This window comes from Nocardioides sp. NPDC000445 (assembly GCF_040300245.1).
Classification (GTDB): domain Bacteria; phylum Actinomycetota; class Actinomycetes; order Propionibacteriales; family Nocardioidaceae; genus Nocardioides.
On record NZ_JBEPDH010000027.1, the window covers coordinates 1 to 19080 of the forward strand.

Genomic DNA, 19080 nt, shown 5'->3' on the forward strand with positions numbered 1-19080 from the left:
CCCCGAGACCTGCATCCCCTGGTGTTCTTAGTTTTTTATCTGTGTGGTCCTTTCTCATCACCCCACCCGCGGGTGGCCGCTCTCACCCCCCCGCCCCCCGCCACGGGGATCGACGAAACCGGATGTCGGCCTCCAGCCGGAGCGCTAGCGTTGCCCCGCGAGACAGGAGGCAGCGATGCTGGCGCTGACCCAGAGAACGTACGGTGGGCTCGACGCGGTCGAGATGGCTGATCTCCCGGTGCCCGAGCCGACTGCCGACGAGGTGCTCGTCGAGGTCCATGCCTGCTCACTGAACGGGTCCGACCGGGAGAACCTCGCCGGTTCGCCGTTCTACTCGCGCGTCGGCGGCCTGCGCAGACCCCGGCGACCGGTGCCGGGATCCGACATCGCGGGTGTGGTCTCAGCGGTTGGGCATGAGGTGAGCGAGTTCGCCGTCGGCGACGAGGTCTTCGGGGAGCTGGCAGGCTACCGCGGCGGGCTGGCCGAGTACGTCGCCACGAAGCCGCGGCTGCTCGCGCGCAAGCCGGCCGGTCTGACGTACGTCGAAGCCGCCTCCATCCCGCAGGCCGGTTGCATCGCCTGGCACGCCATCGAAGGACGCGTGCATCCGGGCGATCGGGTGCTGGTCAACGGCGCAGGCGGTGCGGGCGGACCGCTCGTCGTCGGGCTGGCCAAAGCCAGGGGCGCCGAGGTCACCGCCGTCGACCGGGCCGACAAGGCCGACTTCATGCACCGGATCGGCGCGAGCACCACCGTCGACTTCGAGGCCGAGGACTGGGCCGATCACGCCGACCACCGCGAACGCTACGACCTGATCGTCGACCTGGTCGCTCGCCGCTCCCCCTTCCGCGTCCACCGCGCCCTGCGCCCGGGCGGCACCTATCGGATGGTCGGCGGCTCGACCCGGCTCCTGCTCGCCGCCCTGCTCGCCCACCCGCTCGTCAAAGCACGGACCGGCAAGGACGTCGGCGTACTCGTCGTGCCCCAGTCGCGTGCAGACCTCGAGGCGATCACCGCGCTGGTGACGAGCGACGTCGTCCCGCCCGTCATCGACAGCACGTTCCCGCTGAGCGAGGCGTTGGCGGCGTACGCACGTCTCGCGAGCGGCGACAACCAGGGCAAGATCGTCGTGACGATGCGCTGACGCGCCACTCCCGTTCCGTCCATCTCAACCACGGCCTCCGATAGCGTGCGGTGCCATGGAGTGCCAGACATGAGCTACTCAGGACTGAGCAAGTTGCTCGTCGTCCCGGACGGGTTCGAGGCGCCGAAGGTGCTCACCCACGGCGAGCTGACGGCGCGGCCGCTGACTCGGGAGTGCCTGGCCGATGACGTACGCGCCATCAACGCCGACCGGGAGCTCATCAACGCGACCCGGGGTGGCGGGTGGCCGGAGGGGCCGACGTCGGAGGAGGACGACTACATCGACCTGGTCTGGCACGAGGGTGAGTGGAAGGAGAACAAGTCGTTCTCCTATGTCCTGGAGACGCCCGGGCTCGGCTACGTCGGGTGCGCCTATCTCTACCCGCTCGGCGTACGCCAGGAGCTGACCGAGGAGCTGGCCGCGTACGACGTCGACGTCAGCTGGTGGGTGACCACCGAGGCGTACGAGCAGGGGCTCTACGAGATGGTCTACGAAGCGCTGAAGAAGTGGGTGCCGGCGGATTATCCGTTCCGCCGGCCCCACTTCTCCAATGTCGTCGTGCCTGGCGCTCAGGCGTAGGTGACCGGGAGCTCCTTGATGCCGTTGATCCAGGCGTGACGCAGCCGGCGCGGGGCGCCGTTCGGCTTCAGGTCGGGCATCCGGTCGGCGATCACGTCGAACATGATCCGCACCTCCATCCGGGCCAGGTTGGCGCCGATGCAGTAGTGGGCGCCGTGGCCGCCGAAGGCGAGGTGGGGGTTGTGCTCGCGAGTGATGTCGAAGGTGTCGGGGTCGTCGAAGACGTCCTCGTCGTGGTTGCCCGAGGCGTAGTAGAGCCCGACGCGCTGCCCGGCCTTGACGAGCTGCCCGCCGACCTCGACGTCGTTGATCGCGGTGCGGTGGAAGACGGTCACCGGGGTCGCCCAGCGGATCACCTCGTCGACCATCGTGTCGGGGCGCTCGTTCTTCCACAGCTCCCACTGGTCCGGGTTCTCGAAGAAGGCCTGCATGCCGTGGGAGATCGCGTTGCGGGTGGTCTCGTTGCCGGCGACGGCGAGCAGGATGACGAAGAAGCCGAACTCGTCATCGCCCAGCGCGCCGCCCTCCAGCTCGGCGTTGACGAGCTTGGAGATGATGTCGTCCTTGGGGTCCGCCTTGCGCTCGGCGGCCAGCGTCATGGCGTACGTCAGGATCTCGATGGAGGCGGCCTCGGGGTCCGCGTTGTAGTCCGGGTCGTCGTAGGCGAGCATCTGGTTGGACCAGTCGAAGAGCTTGCGCCGGTCCTCCTGCGGGACACCGAGCAGCTCGGCGATCGCCTGGAGCGGGAGCTCGGCGGCGACCTCGGCGACGAAGTCGCCCTCCCCCTTGGCCAGCGCGTCGTCGACGATGCTGTTGGCCCGCTCGACCAGACGGTCCTTGAGAGCGTTGATCGCACGCGGGGTGAAGCCACGGCTGATGATCTGACGCAGCTTGGTGTGGTCGGGAGCGTCATGGTGGATCAGCATGGCGCGCTGCAGCTCGACCTGCTCGCGGGTCATGTCCGGCGCGAACCTGATGATGACGCCGTTCTCGTTGGTGCTGAAGTTCTCGCTGTCCTTGGAGACGGCGAGGATGTCCTCGTGCTTGCTGACCGCCCAGAAGCCGGTGTCGAGGAACCCGGCTCGCGCCTCGGGCTTCTGCTCGATCCAGAAGACCGGAGCCGTACGCCGCAGCTCCATGAACTCCTGGAGCGGGACGCGCTCCTCGTTGAGCACGGGATCAGTCGGATCGAAATCCACGGGGAGAGCGGTCACGGGTGTGCTCCTTCGAGGTCTTTTCTGTAACACGTTCTAGTTTATGTTCACACAGTGCCCCGGATCACACAAGGGTTGCGCCAAACGAGAACACGTTCTAATTTGGAACAATCGAGTGTAACCGGTGTCACGTCATCAGGCGTGACGGTGCGCGCCCGCGCACCAGCGACTTGTCGAAACCCCCGAAGAGCGAGGTTCCATGGGCACGCCCGTCATCGTCGAAGCCGTCCGTACCCCCATCGGCAAGCGCAAGGGCTGGCTCGCGGGCCTGCACCCGGGCGTCCTGCTCGGCGCCGCCCAGGTCGAGGTGCTCAAGCGCGCCGGTCTCGACCCTGACCTGGTGGATCAGGTCATCGGCGGCTGCGTCTCCCAGGCCGGCGAGCAGTCCAACAACATGGTCCGCCGCGCCTGGCTCCACGCGGGCCTGCCGATCCACACCGGCTCCACCGTCATCGACGCGCAGTGCTCCTCGGCCCAGCAGGCCACCCACCTGATCAACGCGATGATCGCCTCCGACCAGATCAAGGTCGGCATCGCCTGCGGCATCGAGTCGATGTCACGCATCCCGCTGGGCGCCAACGTACCCAAGGGCGCCGGCGATCCACGTCCCGAAGACTGGAACATCGATCTGCCCAACCAGTTCGAGGGCGCCGACCGGATCGTGAAGAACCGCGGGTTCTCCCGCAACGAGGTCGACGAGTTCGGCCTGTGGTCGCAGGTCAAGGCGCGCCAGGCCCGCGACGCCGGGCACTTCAAGAGCCAGATCTTCGCCGTCGAAGCCCCCATGCTCGACGACGAGGGCAAGCCCACCGGAGAGATTCGCACCGTCACCGAGGACCAGGGCATCCGCGACACCTCGCTCGAGAAGCTGGCCGGGCTCAGCCCGGTGCTCGAAGGCGGCACCCACACCGCCGGCACCTCCTCGCAGATCTCCGACGGCGCCTCGGCGCTGCTGCTCATGGACTCCGCGGTCGCCGCCTCGCTGGGCCTGAAGGCTCGGGCACGGATCGTGACGTCCAACCTGGTCGGCTCGGATCCCTACTACCACCTCGACGGCCCCGTCCAGGCGACCGAGAAGGCGCTCGAGGACACCGGGATGACGATCGGCGACATCGACATCGCCGAGGTCAACGAGGCCTTCGCCGGCGTGGTCATGTCGTGGGCCGCGGTGCACCAGGTCCCCGAGGAGAAGATCAACGTCAACGGCGGCGCGATCGCGCTCGGCCACCCCGTCGGCTCCACCGGCACCCGGCTGCTCACTGCCGCGCTGCACGAGCTCGAGCGTCGCGACGCCAGTACCGCCCTGGTCTCGATGTGCGCCGGTGGCGCTCAGGCCACCGCCACGATCATCGAGAGGATCTGACCTATGGCTCGGGAGAAGGTCACCGAGGCCGAGTACGTCGTCGTCGGCGCCGGTTCGGCCGGCTGTGCCGTCGCCGGCCGCCTGGCGGCGGCGGGAAAGTCGGTCATCCTGCTCGAGGCCGGGAAGAACGACAGGCGCAACTACCTGGTGACCAAGCCAGGCATGATCGGCCCCCTCCACGCCGAGCCACGGCTGAAGAAGCTCGTCGACTGGGGCTACCACACGGTCCCCCAGCAGCACGCCCGCAACCGCGAGCTCCCCCAGCCCCGCGGCAAGGTGCTCGGCGGCTCCTCGTCCATCAACGGCCTGCTGTGGGTCCGGGGCAACCGGGCCAACTACGACGCCTGGGCGGCCGAGGGCAACACCGGCTGGGACGCGGACTCGGTCAACGAGGCGTACCGGCGGGTCGAAGACTACGAGGGCGGTGGCTCCGACTACCGCGGCACGGGCGGGCCGATCAAGGTCATGAAGCACCCGCGGCCGACCGAGGCGTCGCTCTCCTTCCAGCGCGCCGCCGCCGAGACCCTCGACGTGAAGGTGCTCGACGACTACAACGGCGCCGAGCAGGAGGGCGTCGCGACGTTCCAGCAGAGCGCCATCGACGGGCTGCGCTACTCGGCCTCGCGGGGCTACCTCCACGACCAGGAGCTGCCGAGCCTGACCACCCTGACCCAGGTGCACGTCTCGCGGATCGTGATCGAGAACGGCCGGGCGAGGGGCGTCGAGATCCTCACCAAGCGGGGTCCGCAGACGATCTCGGCCACCCAGGAGGTCATCGTCTCCGCGGGCGTCTTCGGTTCCGCGCAGCTGCTGATGCTCTCCGGAATCGGTCATTCCGCCCACCTCGCCGAGCACGGGATCACCGCGATCCACGAGCTCCCGGTCGGCGACAACCTGCACGACCACATGTTCGTGCCGACCACCTGGGAGATGCCGACCGCGCTGCACCACGGCACCGCCGGCTACTTCGGCAAGGCGGTCCTCAAGGAGCAGACGGTCGGCAGGTCGATCCTCGGCCACACCGTCTTCGAGACGGTCGGCTTCGTCCGCACCTCGCTGGCCACCGACGTACCCGACCTGCAGCTGCACGTGCTCCCCTGGGCCTACCCCTCCCCCAACCAGGACGCGCCGATCCGCCACGAGGTCGACCCGCGGGCGGCCCTGACGGTGATGTCGTCGCTCATCTACCCGCGCTCGCGCGGGACGCTGCGGCTGCGTAACGCGGACCCGACTGCCGAGCCGCTGATCGACTTCAACTACCTCGCCGAGCCCGACGACAAGCGCGTCCTGCTCGAGGGCGTGGAGATGATCCGCGAGATCATGGCCTCCCCGGCCTTCGGCGACCAGGTCAAGTCGGAGATCCACCCCGGCAAGGCGATCGACGCCGAGGCGATGAAGGACGAGGTCACCAACCGGGCGACCTCGATCTACCACGGTGTGGGTTCCTGCCGGATGGGCGTGGACGAGCGGGCCGTGGTCGACCCGCAGCTGCGCGTACGCGGCATCGACGGCCTCCGCGTCGCCGACGCCTCGATCATGCCGTCGATCATCGGCGGCAACACCAACGCTCCCGCGGTCATGATCGGTGACCGTTGCGCAACCTTCATCCTCGACGAAAATCTGTAGAGCCGTCCTCGACAACCGCTGATCGGAAGCAGACATGAGCACTGACACCGCGAAGACAGCAGACGTACGCCGCCCCGACTGGATCACCGAGGAGCTGCTGGCCGAGCTGGTCTCCCGGGTCCCGTCCTCGACGGGTGCGTCCTGGAAGCTGACCGAGGTCTACACCGGCGAGGTGCTGGTGGCGCTGCCGCAGTCCTCACCGGCGGACGTGGAGCGGGCCGCCGAAGCCGGCCGGGCTGCCCAGCAGGCGTGGGCGGCGACGCCGCTCCGGGAGCGGCTGGCCGTCTTCAAGCGCGCCCACGAGCTGATCCTGCGCAACCAGCACAAGATCGCCGACCTCATCCAGGCCGAGTCGGGCAAGGCCCGCAGGATCGCGTTCGAGGAGGTCTGCGACCCGCCGATGGTGATCTCGCACTACCTCAAGCGGGCGCCGAAGCTGCTCAAGGACAAGAAGCGTCCGGGCGTGATGCCGGTGCTGTCCAGCTCGATCGAGCGCCACCCGCCGCGGGGCCTGGTCGGGATCATCGCGCCGTGGAACTTCCCGTTCGCGACCGGGCTCTCCGACGCGATCCCGGCACTCATGGCCGGCAACGCGGTGCTGCTCAAGCCGGACAACAAGACGGCGCTCTCGCCGCTGTTCGGGATCTCGCTGCTCGAGGAGGCGGGCCTGCCGAAGGGCCTGTTCCAGGTGGTCTGCGGCGAGGGTCCGGACGTGGGCCCGACGATGCTGGACAACGTCGACTACGCGATGTTCACCGGCTCGACCGCGACCGGCCGGGTGATCGGCGAGCAGGCAGGGCGCAACCTCATCGGCGCCTGTCTTGAGCTCGGCGGCAAAAACCCGATGATCGTCCTCGACGACGCCGACATCGACGAGACCGTCGGCGGCTCGATGTTCGCCGTCTTCGGCAACACCGGCCAGATCTGCATGCACATCGAGCGGATCTACATCCCCGAGGCGATGTACGACGAGTTCCGCGACAAGTTCGTGGCCGCCGTCGAGGGGATGCGGATCGAGGCGGCGTACGCCTTCGGGCCCGACCTCGGGGCGCTGGTCTCCCCCGACCACCTGGCGCGGGTGCAGTCGCACGTCGAGGACGCGGTCGCCAAGGGCGCCACCGTGCTCACCGGCGGCAAGGCGCGTCCCGACATCGGGCCGACCTTCTTCGAGCCCACCATCTTGGAGGGCACCACGAAGGAGATGCTCCACGGGGTGACCGAGACGTTCGGGCCGGTGGTCTCGCTGCACCGCTACTCGACCCTGGAGGAGGCGATCGAGCTGGCCAACGACACCGACTACGGGCTCAACGCCTCGGTGTGGACCACGAACTTCAAGCGCGCCCAAGAGGTCGCGGCGCGGATCGAGTCGGGCAACGTCAACATCAACGACGGCCTCGCCACCGCGTACGCCTCGAAGTCGACCCCGTCGGGCGGCATGAAGCAGTCCGGTGTCGGGGCTCGTCACGGCGACCAGGGACTGCTGAAGTACACCGAGACCCAGAACGTCGCCACGCTGAAGAAGCAGGTCATGGGGCCGCAGGGCAAGCAGACCTTCGACGACTACGCCAAGCAGATGCAGGCGTCGCTGCGCTGGATGCGGAAGCTCCACATCCGTTGACGCCCGTCTCCCGCTATGCCGAGCTGACCCGGGAGGAGCTCGCCGAGGTCGTCCGCGAACTCCTCCTGATCGGCCAGCTGATCGACCGTTCCGGGATGGCGTGGTGCATCTCCGCCTTCGGGCGCGAGGAGATGCTCCGGATCGCGATCGTCGAGTGGGCCGCAGCCTCGCCGATCTACACCCGGCGGATGCAGGCCGCGCTGGGCTACGCGCCGACGGTGGCCGGGCAGGGTGACGTACCGACGATCTTCAAGGGCCTCCAGCTCGACATCGGCGCGCCCCCGCAGTTCATGGACTTCCGCTACACCGTCCACGACGCCCGCCACGGCGAGTTCCACCTCGACCACTGCGGCGCGCTGATGGACGTGGAGCCGATGGGCGAGGAGTACGTCCGCGGCATGTGCCACGACATCGAGGATCCGACGTTCGACGCCACCGCCATCGCGACCCACCCCCGGGCCCAGGTGCGCCCGGTCCACCGGCCGCCGCGGACGCCGGCCGACCGGATGCCCCACTGCCGCTGGACGGTGACCATCGACGACGCCCATCCCGAGGCGGTGGCGATCCCCGAGCTGGCCGTCAACGAGCGCTCCCGCGCGGCCGGGCTCGAGCTCGCGCCGATCGATCCGACCGAGGACGGCGCGGCCGACTACGCCGGGCCGCTGGTCTCCGACCTCGACCTGGCCGGTTTCTCCCACTCGGCGCTGGTCCGCATCGCCGACGAGGTGTGCCTGCAGATGGCGCTGCTCGACCGCGGCTTCACCCTCGCGCTGGAGTCCCGGGTCACCTCGCCCGAGCAGCTCGTCGAGATCCGCCGCAAGCAGCTGGTCGGGGTCGCCGGCATCGCCGGTGCCCGCCTCGCCCGGGCGCTCTCGCTGCCGCCGGACACCAAGGGCGCCCTGCGGCTGCTCGCGCTCCATCCGATGCTCAACCCCGCTGCGTACGTCTCGGTCGAGGTGGAGGCCGGCGCGCTGACCATCCGCCCTTCGGCAGCCGACGAGGACGGCGCCTGGGTCTCGCTGATCGGACCGGAATGGTTCGTTCCGCTCCGCGTCGCGGTGCAGGCGCTCGACCCTCACCTCGACGTCGAGGTAGGTGCGGTCGAGGGCGGATGGCGGGTCGAGACCGTACGCCGCACGGACCCCGCTCCCGAGGCCGACGAGGTCGCGGTGGTGAGGTTCAGCACCGGCGCGGACTTCGCCTTCGAGCCGCGCCGGTCGCTGCCGATCACACCGGTCTGAAGTTCAGCGGCGGTGGAGCGCGAGGACCGGGATGACCCGGTCGGTCCTCGCCTCGTACTCGCCGAAACCGGGGCTCAACGCCTTGAAACGCTCCCAGGCGGCGTCGCGCTCGGCACCGGTCAACTCGGTCACCTCGACCTCGACGACCCCTTCGTCGGGCGTCTCGATCTTGGTCTCCGGGTGGGCCAGGAGGTTGTGGTACCACGCCGGGTTCTCGGGCGCGCCGGCCTTGGAGGCGGCGATCAGCCAGGTGTCGGGATCCGGGTGGAGGTTGGCCACCGGCGATACCCTCTCGGTGCCGGTCTTGGCGCCGGTGTGGTGGACGAGCACGAGCCCGCGCCCGAACGGCACCGAGGTGACGTTGCCGTCGTTCGAGCGGAACTCGTCGATGATCGACTGGTTCCAGTCCTTGTAGTCGCTGCCTGACATGGAGTGCCTTTCCCCCGAGGAATCGGTTTTCACCCACTCTCGCAGACCTCCCCAACGCACACCGGAAAACGCCGACTTGGCGCAACTGCCCCACCCCACAACGCCGAGTCGGCGCAACTGCCCCATCCCACAACGTCCACTCGGCGCATCTGTCCCAAGCGCCGCTCGGTCTCGGCTGGGACAGTCACGCCGACTCGACACCAAAATCCGGGGCAGTTACGCCGACTCGACACCAGAGTCCGGGACAGTCGCGCCGGGTTGGGGCGAGGTCAGACGCGGGCCAGAGCCGCGATGCGGACCTGCTCCTCCCGGTCGGTCACCTTCGCGCGCGGTCGGCCGATCTCCTTGCCGGACTCGCACTCGTGGGTGTCGAGCGTGTTCCAGCCGGTCTGGTCGACCACGATCACGCCGCGCGCCGCCAGGAGGTCGTCGAGGGACTCGCGCGCGGGGTCGGTGAGCGCGCCGGCGGCGTAGTCGTCCAGGAGGGTGCGTACGGTCTCGGCGGCGCAGGCTCGGTTGGTGCCGATCACGCCGCTGGGACCACGCTTCGCCCAGCCCGCGGTGTAGGTGGCCTCGGCCCCGATCACCCGGCCGGCCTCGTTCGGGAAGCGGCCGGTGCCCGCCTCCTTCGGGACGCCGTCGACCCCTGCGGAGCGGTAGCCCGTGGCCCGGACCACCAGTCCGGCCTCGATCTCCTCGCCGCTGTCGAAGCGCACCCCTGCGACGGTCTCCGTGCCGAGGATCTCGGTGGGCGTGAGGCCGAAGCGGAGGACGAGCCGCTTCGCGGCGTCGGGACGCGGCCGGGTGGCCAGGTCGCGGAGGAGGTCGGCCTTCTGGACCGCCCCGAAGGTGGCGGCGTTGCGTTCGGTGGTGTCCGCCTCGGTCGGCAGGGCGGACAGGTCCGCCTCGTCGACGACGACCTCGATGCCCGGGTCGTCGGCCAGTGCCCGCAGCTCGGGGCTGGTGAAGGCGGCGTGCTCGGCACCACGGCGGGCGGTCACGACGACCTCGCGGATACCGCTGGCCGCCAGAGCCGAGAGCGCGACCGGAGCCAGGTCGGAGGCGGTCAGGGCCGCCTCGTCGGCCAGCAGCAGCCGGGCCAGGTCGAGGGCGACGTTGCCGTTGCCGATGACGACGGCCCGCTCGTGCGCGAGCGGGAAGGTGAGGTCGGCTCGGTCGGGATGGCCGTTGTACCAGCCGACGAGCTCCGCCGCGGAGGTCGAGCCCGGCAGGCCCTCCCCCGGCAGGCCGAGGCTGCGGCCCTCGCCGGCCCCGGTGGTGTAGACGACCGCGTGGTGGGCGCCGAGCAGCTCCTCGTGGGTGACGTCGCGCCCGATCTCGACGTTGTAGCGCGTCCGTACCCGGCGGTGGCGTGCCGTCTTCGCGAAGCCGGAGACGATCTCCTTGGTGTCCAGGTGGTCCGGCGCGACACCGTAGCGGACCAGGCCGTAAGGGGTCGCGAGCCGGTCGATGACGGTGATCTCGACGTCGCAGCGGCGGGTGGCGGCGAGCTCTTCCGCGACGTACCAACCGGCCGGGCCGGCGCCGACCACGGCCACCTTGAGCGGCCCGCCCGGGATCTTCGGTCCCAGCGGCGGCAGCGGCGCGGGCTCCTCCTGCTCGCCGGTGAACTCGAAGAAGGCGGCGTTGATGTCGACGTAGGGCGCGAACGCGTCCGGGACCTCGTAGTCCGGGTAGATCGCGTTGACCGGGCAGGCGTCCTCGCAGGCTCCGCAGTCGATGCATTCGTCAGGGTGGACGTAGAGCATCTCGGCGGCACCGAAGCCCGGCTCGTCGGGCGCGGGATGGATGCAGTCGACGGGACAGACCTCCACGCAGGAGGCGTCGTTGCAGCACGACTGGGTGATGACGTACGTCATGAGCGCTGAGCCTTTCCCTGGGCCTTCCTCCGGGCCTTCCCGATGGTCTCCTCGACCACCGTGTTCATCCTGGCACCGTTCGGCCAGCCCGCGTAGTGACTCAGGAACACCACGATCTCGCGCAGCTCGTCCTCGGAGAGCTCGCCGTTGGCGTACGCCGCGGGGATCTGGATCCCGAGCACGTCCGCGGCACCCTGGCCGGCGAGCAGGCCGATCAGCAGGAGCCGGCGGTCGCGGGTGGTCAGGCCCGGGCGCTGCCAGATGTCCCCGAAGAGATGGTCGGCGGTGTAGCCGAAGAAGTCGCCCTCGCCGTCGGCCATGTCGAAGCCGTAGACCTCCTCCATCTTGCGCAGGCCCCGGGCGCGCTGCTCGGGGAGGTCGGCGAACTTGTCGGTGTCGTCGTTCATGATTCCGTGTTTCCTCGTTCAGTCCTTGGGGAGCCCGAGCCCGGGTGCCAGCCGGTCGAGGGCGAGTCGGGCGAGCGGCACCTCGACGCCGAGCTCCTCGGCGAGCTCGATCGCGAAGCCGAGATCCTTCTCCCCCAGCGCCACGACGTGGCCGAAGACGCCGCGCCAGAAGTCGGTCTCCTCGATCGGCGCGGTGGTGTCGCGGTGCATGATCGCGCCCGGGCCACCCGTGATCGCGTCGGTGTGGCGGACGACGTCACCGAGCGCCACCAGGTCGAGCCCCGCCGCCTCGGCGAGCCGCTGGGCCTCGGTGGCGGCGGTGAAGGAGGCGAAGTGGAGCAGGTTGCGGGCCAGCTTGAACCGCGTCCCGGCCCCGACCGGGCCGGCATGGACCACCTTGGAGCCCATCGCGGTCAGGACCGGGCCGGCCGCTGCGTACGCCTCCGGGGTGCCGCCCACGAGGATGGCCAGGGTGCCTTTGGCGGCTCCCATCGGGCCGCCGGAGACGGGGGCGTCGAGCACGTTCACCCCGTGCGGCTCGGCGGTCGCGGCCAGCTCGGCCGGCGTATCCGGGGCGACGGTCGAGTGCACCAGGACCGTCAGCGGGTCGCGCCCAGGACGGTCACCGACCGACGTGAGCACCTCGGCGAGCACCTCGCGCACCTGGTCGTCGTCGCGCACCATCACGCTGAGCACCTCGACGGCCGAGGCCAGCTCGGCGACCGGGGCCACTCCGTTCAGACCCGCCACCTTCGCCCCGGCCGCCCCGAGGTCGGCGACGGGCTCCTCGGCGATGTCGTGCACCCACAGCTCGATCCCGTCCGTGCGGGCGAGCTGGAGCGCCATCGGCTTGCCGATGTTGCCGAGGCCGACGAACCCCGCACGTGTCCTGGGCGCCGCGGTCACAGCCGGAACGTCCCGCCGCCGTCGACGGCGATGATCTGGCCGGAGATCCACGCGGAGTCCTCGGAGAGGAGGAACTTCGCGGTCCCGACCATGTCCTCGGTGGTGCCGAGGCGCTTGATCGCCATGCCCTTCGTCATCTCTCGCGCCGCGTCGCCGGCCTGGACCCGCGTCGCCTCGGTGTCGGTCGGCCCCGGCGCGATCGCGTTGACCCGGATGTTCATCCCGCCGAGCTCGTGGGCGAGCTGCTGGGTCAGCCCGTTGATGCCGACCTTGGCCAGCCCGTAGAAGCCGGAGTAGAGGTAGGCGGCGGTGGAGGACTGGTTGACGATCGCGCCGCCGCCCCGCTTCTGCATCGCCGGGTAGACGGCGCGGGTCATCACCAGCGCGCCGTTGAGGTTCACGCTCATGAACTTCTCGTAGTAGTCCCAGTCGACGGTGATCAGCAGGTCGAAGGCCATGTCGCCGTAGATCGCGGCGTTGTTGACCAGCCCGTCGATCCCGCCGTACGCCTCGGTCGTCTCGGCCACCAGCGCGGCCGCCGACGCGTGGTCGGAGACGTCACAGCGTACGAACCGGGCGACGCCGCCGGCCGCCTCGATCTCCTTGGCGACCTGCTGCGCCTTCTCCTCGTTCAGGTCGGCGACGACGACGGCGGCGCCCTCGGCGGCGAACCCCTTGGCGTACGCCTCGCCGATCCCCTGCGCCGCCCCGGTGACGACGATGACCTTGTCCTTGAACCTCATGCTGCTACCTCTCGATCTGGTCTGCACGCGACTGTGTTGGTCTCGACACGGGCTCGCTGGCGCTCGCCCGGCTCGACCAGCGAAACGCTGGTCGAGCCGCCGGAGCCGCTAGGCGGAGGCGTGTCGAGCGGTGTATCGAGCTTGTCGAGATGACCAACACGGTTCCGGTCATGCGGGCTCCGCGATCAGCTTCGTCTCGAGGTACTCCTCGAAGCCTTCGACGCCCATCTCCCGGCCGAGGCCGGACTGCTTGTAGCCGCCGAACGGCGCGTCGGGGCCGAACCACTGGCCGCCGTTGACGCCGATGGTGCCGGTGCGGATCCGCGCGGCCACCGACTTCGCGCGCTCCAGCGACCCGGACTCCACGGAGCCGGAGAGGCCGTAGGGCGAGTCGTTGGCGATGCGTACGGCATCGTCGTCGCCGTCGTGCGGGATCACCGTGAGCACGGGGCCGAAGATCTCCTCGCGGGCGACGCGGGCGGTGTTGTCGAGGCCGGCGACGACGGTGGGCTGGATCCAGAAGCCGCCGGCGAGGTCGCCGTCCTGGACCGCGACGGCTCCGCCGGTGGCGATGCGGCCACCCTCCTCCTCGGCGAGCGCGAGGTAGCCGAGGATCCGGTCACGCTGGACCGCGGAGATCACCGGTCCGCAGATCGTGCCGGCATCGGCCGGGTCGCCCGCGCCGAGCGACGACATCGTCGCGGCGGCCGCCTCGACGGCCGCGTCGTAGGACTCCCGAGGCACCAGCAGCCGGGTGGTCAGGGCACAGCCCTGGCCTGCGTGCACGGCCACCGAGAAGGCCGCCATCGAGGCGGCCGAGGCGATGTCGGCGTCGTCGAGGACGATGGCCGCGGACTTGCCACCGAGCTCGAGGAAGACCTTCTTCAGGCTGGGCGCGGCGGCCGCCATGATCGCCCGGCCGGTGGCCGTCGACCCGGTGAAGGAGACCAGGTCGACCCGAGGGTCCTCGGCCAGCATCGCGGCCACCCGGTTGTCGCGCGGGGTGACGACGTTGAAGACGCCCGGCGGGAGATCGGTGTGCTCGGCCGCCAGCCGGCCCAGCTCCGCGGCCAGCCAAGGCGTGTCCGGGGCGGGCTTGAGGATCACCGTGTTGCCCGCCGCCAGCGCCGGGCCGATCTTGGCCAGGTTGATCTGGTTGGGGAAGTTCCACGGCGTGATCGCGGCGACGACGCCGACGGCCTCACGCCGCACGGTCCGCCGCGAGGAGATGCCCATCGTCACCCCGACCCCGAGGTCGCGTTCCCACTCGAAGGACTCGGCCAGGTCGATGGTCCACTTCAACGTCTCGACCGGGGTGTCGAACTGCGGCCCGGCGACCAGGAACGCGGGCGCGCCGACCTCGGCGGTGGTCAGCTCGCGCAGTGCCTCGGCGTTGTCGAGGAGCGCCTGGTGGAGCTGGCGCAGGCACCGGATCCGCAGCGCCACGTCGGTCGACCAGTCGGTCTCGTCGAAGGCCTTCCGGGCAGCGGCGATGGCGGCGTCCATGTCCCCGGCCGTCGAGTCGGGCGCGCGCCCGATCTCCTGCCCCGTGGCGGGGTTGAGGATCGCGTACGTCTCACCGGATGCGGCCGCGCCGAGCTTGCCGTCGACGAGCTGCTGGGCGGGCGGGTTGGTGGGGTTTCGGGTCGTCACACGGGCTCCTGGGTCACGAAGTTCCCGGCCGCGACTGGCGGCGGCCAGACGGTCGAGGGCAGGTCGGCGAGGCGGTAGTGGCCGGGCTGCTCCATGCCGTTCAGCGACATCCGCTCCAGCAGCCCGGCGGTGGCCTTCTTGGCCTTGACGATGTCGAGGAAGGTGGTCGCGGTGGACCCCAGGTCGAACCAGTCCCGCTGCCAGGCGAACTGCAGCCCGCCACCGTCGGGCCGCGGTGCGACCCCGAACCAGGAGCCACCGATGCCGAGGATCTCGTACTCGTCACCGGTCGCGTCGTCGACGATCCCGGCCCGCTGCCGCCAGAAGCCGATCACCATCGCGTTGACGTCGTCGATGACCGTCGCCTGGTAGTCGTAGTGCCAGCCCTCGAGCCCGGCCATCTCGGTACCGAGCGCCCACTCCCGGATCTGCTCGCGGCCCACGGCCATGAAGTGCTCGTCGGGGGTGTACATCCAGCCGTACGTCGCGTCCTCGGCGTACACGTCGGCGAGCGGCGACCAGTTACCGTCGGCCTCCGCCTTCCGGTTGAGGTCGAGCCAGTGGGCCCAGAACCCCTCGATCTCGGCGCGGTCCATTCAGTCCTCCAGGGTGAGAGCGAAAGCGGGGCAGTACTTCACGGCCGCACGCGCGGCGGGGAGCTGCTCCTCGGACGGTTCGGTGATGCGTACGACGACCTGGTAGCTGTCCTCGTCGAAGGCGAAGAGCTCCGGGGCCTCGGCGAGACACTCCTGATGTCCCTGGCAGAGCCCGAGGTCGGCTGTCAGCCTCATGCTCTGCCACCACCCACGGGCCGCCGCCGGTAGCGCACACGGCATGGCTGCTGGAGCTGGATCACCATCTTGGTGAAGTCGTCGGCGTACGACTCCAGCGGCTGCGCCGCCTCGAACGAGTAGTCGCGCAGGATGACCGAGAAGATGGCCTTCATCTGCATCATCGCGAACGCGTTTCCGACGCAGCGGTGCTTGCCGGCGCCGAACGGGATCCAGGTCCAGCGGTTCTGCATGTCCTCCTGGCGCGGGTCGATGTAGCGGCTCGGGTCGAAGGAGTCCGCCTTCGGGAAGTCGGCCTCGATCCGGTTGGAGACCCGTGGCGAGGCGGCGAGCAGGGTGCCGGCCGGGATGGTCTCGCCGAGCAGCTCGAAGTCCTCGCGCACCAGCCGCATCAGGATGATCAACGGAGGGTGCAGCCGCAGCGTCTCCTTCAAGGCGGCCTCGAGCACCGGGATCGAGCGCAGCGCCTGGAAGGACACCTCGCTGCCGTCCGCGTAGAGCTCGTCCAGCTCGCCGACGACGTCCGCCATCACCGACGGGTTCCGCAGCAGCTCGATCATCGCCCACGACGCGGTGCCGGAGGAGGTGTGGTGGCCGGCGAACATCATCGAGATGAAGACGCCGGTGATGGTGTCGGTGTCCATGTCGATCGAGATGAGGACGTCGAGCAGGTCGCGCTCCTCGCGAGCGACCTTGCCGTGCGCGACCCGCTTGTCGATGATCGCCTGGACCAGCGCGACGAGCTTGTCGCGGGCGGCATCGCGCATCCGGAAGCTCTCGATGTCGGCGTAGGCGTCGACGTACGCGATCGCGTCCGTGCCGTGCTCCAGCTCGTGATAGTGCTGGGCGAAGGACGAGTCGAGCTCCTCGCGGAACGGCTTCCCGACCAGGCACGCCGAGGTGGTGTAGATGGTCAGCTCGGCGAAGAAGTCGAGCAGGTCGATCTCCCCCTCCTCGCCCCAGCCGGCGATCATCCGGCGGATCTCGGCCTCGATCGTCTGTGCGTGCCCGCGCATCATGTCGCCGCGCAGCGCCTGGTTCTTCAGCATCTGCTGCCGCTCCTCCGGCGAGGCGTCGAAGACGACGCCCTTGCCGAAGATCGGCGTCATGAACGGGTACGCCGCCGCCTGGTCGAGCACGTCGTCGGGCGCCCGGAAGAACGCCTCGTTGGCCTCGGCACCGGTGACCAGGACGACGTCCTTGTCGGCGAGGCGAAAGCGCCCGAGGTCACCGCACTCCTCGCGGACGCGGGAGAACAGCGAAATCGGGTCGACCCGCATCTCGGGCAGGTGCCCGGTGCCGCGGATGATCTCGGGGACGCTCGGGTCCTGGGCGTCCAGGACGGTGGAGACGGTGGGGATCGTCATCGTGGCTCCTGCACAGGGGCTTCGGGGTTGACGTCGATGGTGCTGATGTGGACCCCGCGCTTGGCGGTCACGACCGACGTGATCGCGTCGGCCAGCGCCCGGGCCTTGAGGAAGTGCGGATGGCGGGCAAGGCCCCACCTGACCCACTGCTCCAGCACGAACCCGCCGAGCTCGGCGGGCCACTCGTTGCCGATGTCGGAGTGGGTGGGGCCGGGTCGCACGATCGACGCCCGGACCCCGGTGCCCTCGAGCTCCATCTGGAGCGCGTTGACCATGCCTTCCAGACCCCACTTGGAGGCTGCGTACGCCCCCATGAACGGTCGCGGCCTGACCGCCACGTCGGAGGAGAGGAAGACCAGGTCGCCGCGCTGCCGCTCGATCATCCCCGGCCCGAAGGCGCGCAGGATTCGGTGGGCGCCGAGCAGGTTGATGTCGACCTGGCCGCCGAAGGTCTCCGTGGAGACGTCGACGGTTGCCCCGGGATGGGTGACGCCTGCGTTGCTGACCACGACCTCGATCTCGCCCAGGTCGGCGACCGCCTTCGCGGCGAACCCGGCGACCGACTCGTCCGAGGTCACGTCGAGCGGGTGGGCGACCGCCTCTCCCCCGTCAGCGCGGATCGCGGCCGCGATCTCCTCGACCCGGTCGAGCCGCCGGGCGCCGAGCGCAACCGGGAGACCCGCGGTCGCCAGCGCCTTCGCGGTCTCCGCGCCGATCCCGGAGGAGGCGCCGGTGATCACCGCCGGACGGCGGTCGGGCTGTGCGTACTTCATGCGTCCTCCAGGGATGCTGACCGAGGTAGCTCGGCGAATGCGTGCTGACCTCGCGGAACTCCACGAAGTCGGTGGCTACCGACCGAGTTGCCTCGGTGAGCATCCGCCCCGCTCATCGCGCCCTCCAGGTGAACGTGACAGGCAGCTCGGCGAACCCACGCACGCTGGTCGAATGGACCCGGACCGCGCGCTCGCGATGGACCTCGAAGCCGGTCGTACGCTGCACCAGCTCCGCGAGCACGACCCGGGCCTCGAGCCGGGCCAGATTGGCGCCGAGGCAGAAGTGCCGGCCGACGCCGAAGCTCATGATCCGGCCGAGCTCGTCGGACGGTCGATGGATGTCGAAGACGTCCGGGGCGGTGAAGACGCGCTCGTCGCGGTTGGCCGAGCCGAGCAGGACGAGCAGCTTCGACCCGGCCGGGACGACCTGGCCGTGGAGCTCGACGTCCTCGGCGACATAGCGCGCCAGCATCTGGCTGGACGTGTCATGCCGCAGGGTCTCCTCGATCCACGATCCCACCGGCGCGGTGTCCTCCGGGTCGGCGAAGACCTCGGCGAGCTGCGAGGGGTGGGCGCCGAGGTGGAAGAGCGCGTTGCCGAGCAGCTTGGTGGTGGTCTCGTTGCCGGCCACGACCATCAGGAACAGGAACGCGATCACCTCGTGGTCGAGCAGCCGGTCGCCGTCGACCTCGGCCTCGACGAGTGCCGAGGTGAGGTCGTCGCTGGGCTGCTTGCGCCGCTGCGCGACCATCTCGGCGTAGTAGCCGATCAGCTCGAGCGCGGCCGTCATCCCGGCCTCCGGCACGTCGCGTACGCCGTCCTCCCGGTGCACCACCAGGTCGGCCAGGCGGCGCACCTCGTCCCGGTCCGCGACGGGGACGCCCATCATCTCCGAGATGACGTCCATCGGGAGCTTGCCGGCGAGCTCCGAGATCCAGTCCGCCTCACCGGTCTCGGCGCAGGCCGCGACCAGCGCGTCGAGGTAGTGGTCGGCGAGCGCCTGGATCTGCGGGGTGAGCTCGCGTACGCGGCGCGGCGTGAAGCCGGCCGAGACCAGCTTGCGCAGCCGGGTCTGCTCCTTGCCGTCCAGGGCCAGGAAGGACATCACCCGGTGGGCGTCGGCGTTCCAGGCGCTGGCGTCGAGCGAGACGCCCATCCGGTTGGAGAAGGTGACGTCGTCCTTGATGGCGGCGTGCACGTCGGCATGCCGGGAGAGTGCCCAGAAGTCGTCGGAGGCGTTGTAGTAGAGCGGCGCCTCGTCCCGCAGCCGGGCATAGACCGGGTAGGGGTCCTCGTGGAAGTCGTAGTCGTAGGGGTCGAAGATCTCGGTCGTGGCGCTGGTCATC

18 protein-coding genes are annotated in these 19080 nt (G+C 69.9%); 6 read left to right on the forward strand and 12 right to left on the reverse strand.

The annotated features are described in order from the left end of the window. The first annotated feature begins 175 nt into the window (after nt 1-175). Together ABT304_RS27395 and ABT304_RS27400 are read left to right on the forward strand one after the other, a co-directional pair. The gene (locus ABT304_RS27395; protein ID WP_350720114.1) at nt 176-1144 is read left to right on the forward strand and encodes an NAD(P)-dependent alcohol dehydrogenase; all 969 of its coding nucleotides are present in this window, start codon (nt 176-178) and stop codon (nt 1142-1144) included. A 69-nt stretch (nt 1145-1213) separates the two neighbouring features. Beyond that, nucleotides 1214-1723 (forward strand): GNAT family N-acetyltransferase, encoded by a 510-nt coding sequence (locus ABT304_RS27400; protein ID WP_350720116.1) that lies wholly within the window; start codon nt 1214-1216, stop codon nt 1721-1723. Here ABT304_RS27400 and ABT304_RS27405 read toward each other — a convergent pair. Then, nucleotides 1714-2937 carry a cytochrome P450 gene (locus ABT304_RS27405; RefSeq protein WP_160023311.1) on the reverse strand — a complete coding sequence of 408 codons (1224 nt, stop codon included), beginning with the start codon at nt 2935-2937 and terminating at the stop codon, nt 1714-1716. The genes ABT304_RS27400 and ABT304_RS27405 overlap by 10 nt on opposite strands. A 199-nt stretch (nt 2938-3136) precedes the next feature. Between ABT304_RS27405 and ABT304_RS27410 the strand changes: the two genes are divergently transcribed. The 4 genes from ABT304_RS27410 to ABT304_RS27425 are packed head-to-tail and all read left to right on the forward strand — an operon-like array spanning nt 3137 to nt 8785. Beyond that, the gene (locus ABT304_RS27410) at nt 3137-4300 is read left to right on the forward strand and encodes a steroid 3-ketoacyl-CoA thiolase (protein ID WP_350720118.1); all 1164 of its coding nucleotides are present in this window, start codon (nt 3137-3139) and stop codon (nt 4298-4300) included. Nucleotides 4301-4303: 3 nt separating this feature from the next. Next, nucleotides 4304-5926 (forward strand): GMC family oxidoreductase, encoded by a 1623-nt coding sequence (locus tag ABT304_RS27415; protein ID WP_350720120.1) that lies wholly within the window; start codon nt 4304-4306, stop codon nt 5924-5926. A 34-nt stretch (nt 5927-5960) separates the two neighbouring features. Continuing rightward, a complete protein-coding gene (locus ABT304_RS27420; protein ID WP_350720122.1) occupies nt 5961-7544 on the forward strand; it encodes a succinic semialdehyde dehydrogenase in 1584 nt (527 codons plus the stop codon). Next, nucleotides 7541-8785 carry a hypothetical protein gene (locus ABT304_RS27425; RefSeq protein ID WP_350720124.1) on the forward strand — a complete coding sequence of 415 codons (1245 nt, stop codon included), beginning with the start codon at nt 7541-7543 and terminating at the stop codon, nt 8783-8785. The genes ABT304_RS27420 and ABT304_RS27425 overlap by 4 nt, the downstream gene beginning before the upstream one ends. A gap of 3 nt (nt 8786-8788) precedes the next feature. On the opposite strand, the gene ABT304_RS27430 is transcribed toward ABT304_RS27425, so the two are convergent. From ABT304_RS27430 to ABT304_RS27480, 11 genes are all read right to left on the reverse strand, one after another. Further along, a complete protein-coding gene (locus ABT304_RS27430; RefSeq protein WP_350720126.1) occupies nt 8789-9214 on the reverse strand; it encodes a nitroreductase/quinone reductase family protein in 426 nt (141 codons plus the stop codon). Between the two features lie 269 nt (nt 9215-9483). Next, the gene (locus ABT304_RS27435) at nt 9484-11094 is read right to left on the reverse strand and encodes an FAD-dependent oxidoreductase (protein ID WP_350720128.1); all 1611 of its coding nucleotides are present in this window, start codon (nt 11092-11094) and stop codon (nt 9484-9486) included. Continuing rightward, entirely contained in the window at nt 11091-11501 is a 411-nt protein-coding gene (locus ABT304_RS27440) for a carboxymuconolactone decarboxylase family protein (RefSeq protein WP_350720129.1), read from the reverse strand. Before ABT304_RS27440 ends, ABT304_RS27435 begins: the two co-directional genes overlap by 4 nt. Before the next feature lie 18 nt (nt 11502-11519). Continuing rightward, the gene (locus ABT304_RS27445; protein WP_350720131.1) at nt 11520-12407 is read right to left on the reverse strand and encodes an NAD(P)-dependent oxidoreductase; all 888 of its coding nucleotides are present in this window, start codon (nt 12405-12407) and stop codon (nt 11520-11522) included. Next, the gene (locus ABT304_RS27450; protein ID WP_350720133.1) at nt 12404-13150 is read right to left on the reverse strand and encodes an SDR family oxidoreductase; all 747 of its coding nucleotides are present in this window, start codon (nt 13148-13150) and stop codon (nt 12404-12406) included. Before ABT304_RS27450 ends, ABT304_RS27445 begins: the two co-directional genes overlap by 4 nt. Nucleotides 13151-13318: 168 nt before the next feature. Then, the gene (locus ABT304_RS27455; protein ID WP_350720135.1) at nt 13319-14803 is read right to left on the reverse strand and encodes an aldehyde dehydrogenase; all 1485 of its coding nucleotides are present in this window, start codon (nt 14801-14803) and stop codon (nt 13319-13321) included. Further along, nucleotides 14800-15399, reverse strand: a complete 600-nt coding sequence (locus ABT304_RS27460; protein WP_350720137.1) for a hypothetical protein — start codon at nt 15397-15399, stop codon at nt 14800-14802. Before ABT304_RS27460 ends, ABT304_RS27455 begins: the two co-directional genes overlap by 4 nt. Further along, nucleotides 15400-15594 (reverse strand): ferredoxin, encoded by a 195-nt coding sequence (locus ABT304_RS27465; RefSeq protein WP_350720139.1) that lies wholly within the window; start codon nt 15592-15594, stop codon nt 15400-15402. It lies immediately after the preceding gene. Next, on the reverse strand, nt 15591-16961 hold the full coding sequence (locus ABT304_RS27470) for a cytochrome P450 (RefSeq protein ID WP_350720141.1): 1371 nt from the start codon (nt 16959-16961) through the stop codon (nt 15591-15593). The genes ABT304_RS27465 and ABT304_RS27470 overlap by 4 nt, the downstream gene beginning before the upstream one ends. Next, nucleotides 16958-17734, reverse strand: a complete 777-nt coding sequence (locus ABT304_RS27475; protein WP_350720143.1) for an SDR family oxidoreductase — start codon at nt 17732-17734, stop codon at nt 16958-16960. The genes ABT304_RS27470 and ABT304_RS27475 overlap by 4 nt, the downstream gene beginning before the upstream one ends. A gap of 112 nt (nt 17735-17846) precedes the next feature. Then, nucleotides 17847-19079: a cytochrome P450 gene (locus ABT304_RS27480; RefSeq protein WP_350720145.1), complete on the reverse strand. Its 1233-nt coding sequence runs from the start codon at nt 19077-19079 to the stop codon at nt 17847-17849. Nucleotide 19080: the final 1 nt, after the last annotated feature.

What these genes read in the sequence shown, in the direction of transcription:
- ABT304_RS27410 (WP_350720118.1), top strand. Translation starts at nt 3,137, where the DNA reads ATGGGCACGCCCGTCATCGTCGAAGCCGTCCGTACCCCCATCGGCAAG.
- ABT304_RS27440 (WP_350720129.1), bottom strand. Translation starts at nt 11,501, where the DNA reads ATGAACGACGACACCGACAAGTTCGCCGACCTCCCCGAGCAGCGCGCC.
- ABT304_RS27460 (WP_350720137.1), bottom strand. Translation starts at nt 15,399, where the DNA reads ATGGACCGCGCCGAGATCGAGGGGTTCTGGGCCCACTGGCTCGACCTC.
- ABT304_RS27430 (WP_350720126.1), bottom strand. Translation starts at nt 9,214, where the DNA reads ATGTCAGGCAGCGACTACAAGGACTGGAACCAGTCGATCATCGACGAG.
- ABT304_RS27415 (WP_350720120.1), top strand. Translation starts at nt 4,304, where the DNA reads ATGGCTCGGGAGAAGGTCACCGAGGCCGAGTACGTCGTCGTCGGCGCC.
- ABT304_RS27465 (WP_350720139.1), bottom strand. Translation starts at nt 15,594, where the DNA reads ATGAGGCTGACAGCCGACCTCGGGCTCTGCCAGGGACATCAGGAGTGT.
- ABT304_RS27450 (WP_350720133.1), bottom strand. Translation starts at nt 13,150, where the DNA reads ATGAGGTTCAAGGACAAGGTCATCGTCGTCACCGGGGCGGCGCAGGGG.
- ABT304_RS27435 (WP_350720128.1), bottom strand. Translation starts at nt 11,094, where the DNA reads ATGACGTACGTCATCACCCAGTCGTGCTGCAACGACGCCTCCTGCGTG.
- ABT304_RS27400 (WP_350720116.1), top strand. Translation starts at nt 1,214, where the DNA reads ATGAGCTACTCAGGACTGAGCAAGTTGCTCGTCGTCCCGGACGGGTTC.
- ABT304_RS27420 (WP_350720122.1), top strand. Translation starts at nt 5,961, where the DNA reads ATGAGCACTGACACCGCGAAGACAGCAGACGTACGCCGCCCCGACTGG.
- ABT304_RS27475 (WP_350720143.1), bottom strand. Translation starts at nt 17,734, where the DNA reads ATGAAGTACGCACAGCCCGACCGCCGTCCGGCGGTGATCACCGGCGCC.
- ABT304_RS27470 (WP_350720141.1), bottom strand. Translation starts at nt 16,961, where the DNA reads ATGACGATCCCCACCGTCTCCACCGTCCTGGACGCCCAGGACCCGAGC.
- ABT304_RS27480 (WP_350720145.1), bottom strand. Translation starts at nt 19,079, where the DNA reads ATGACCAGCGCCACGACCGAGATCTTCGACCCCTACGACTACGACTTC.
- ABT304_RS27395 (WP_350720114.1), top strand. Translation starts at nt 176, where the DNA reads ATGCTGGCGCTGACCCAGAGAACGTACGGTGGGCTCGACGCGGTCGAG.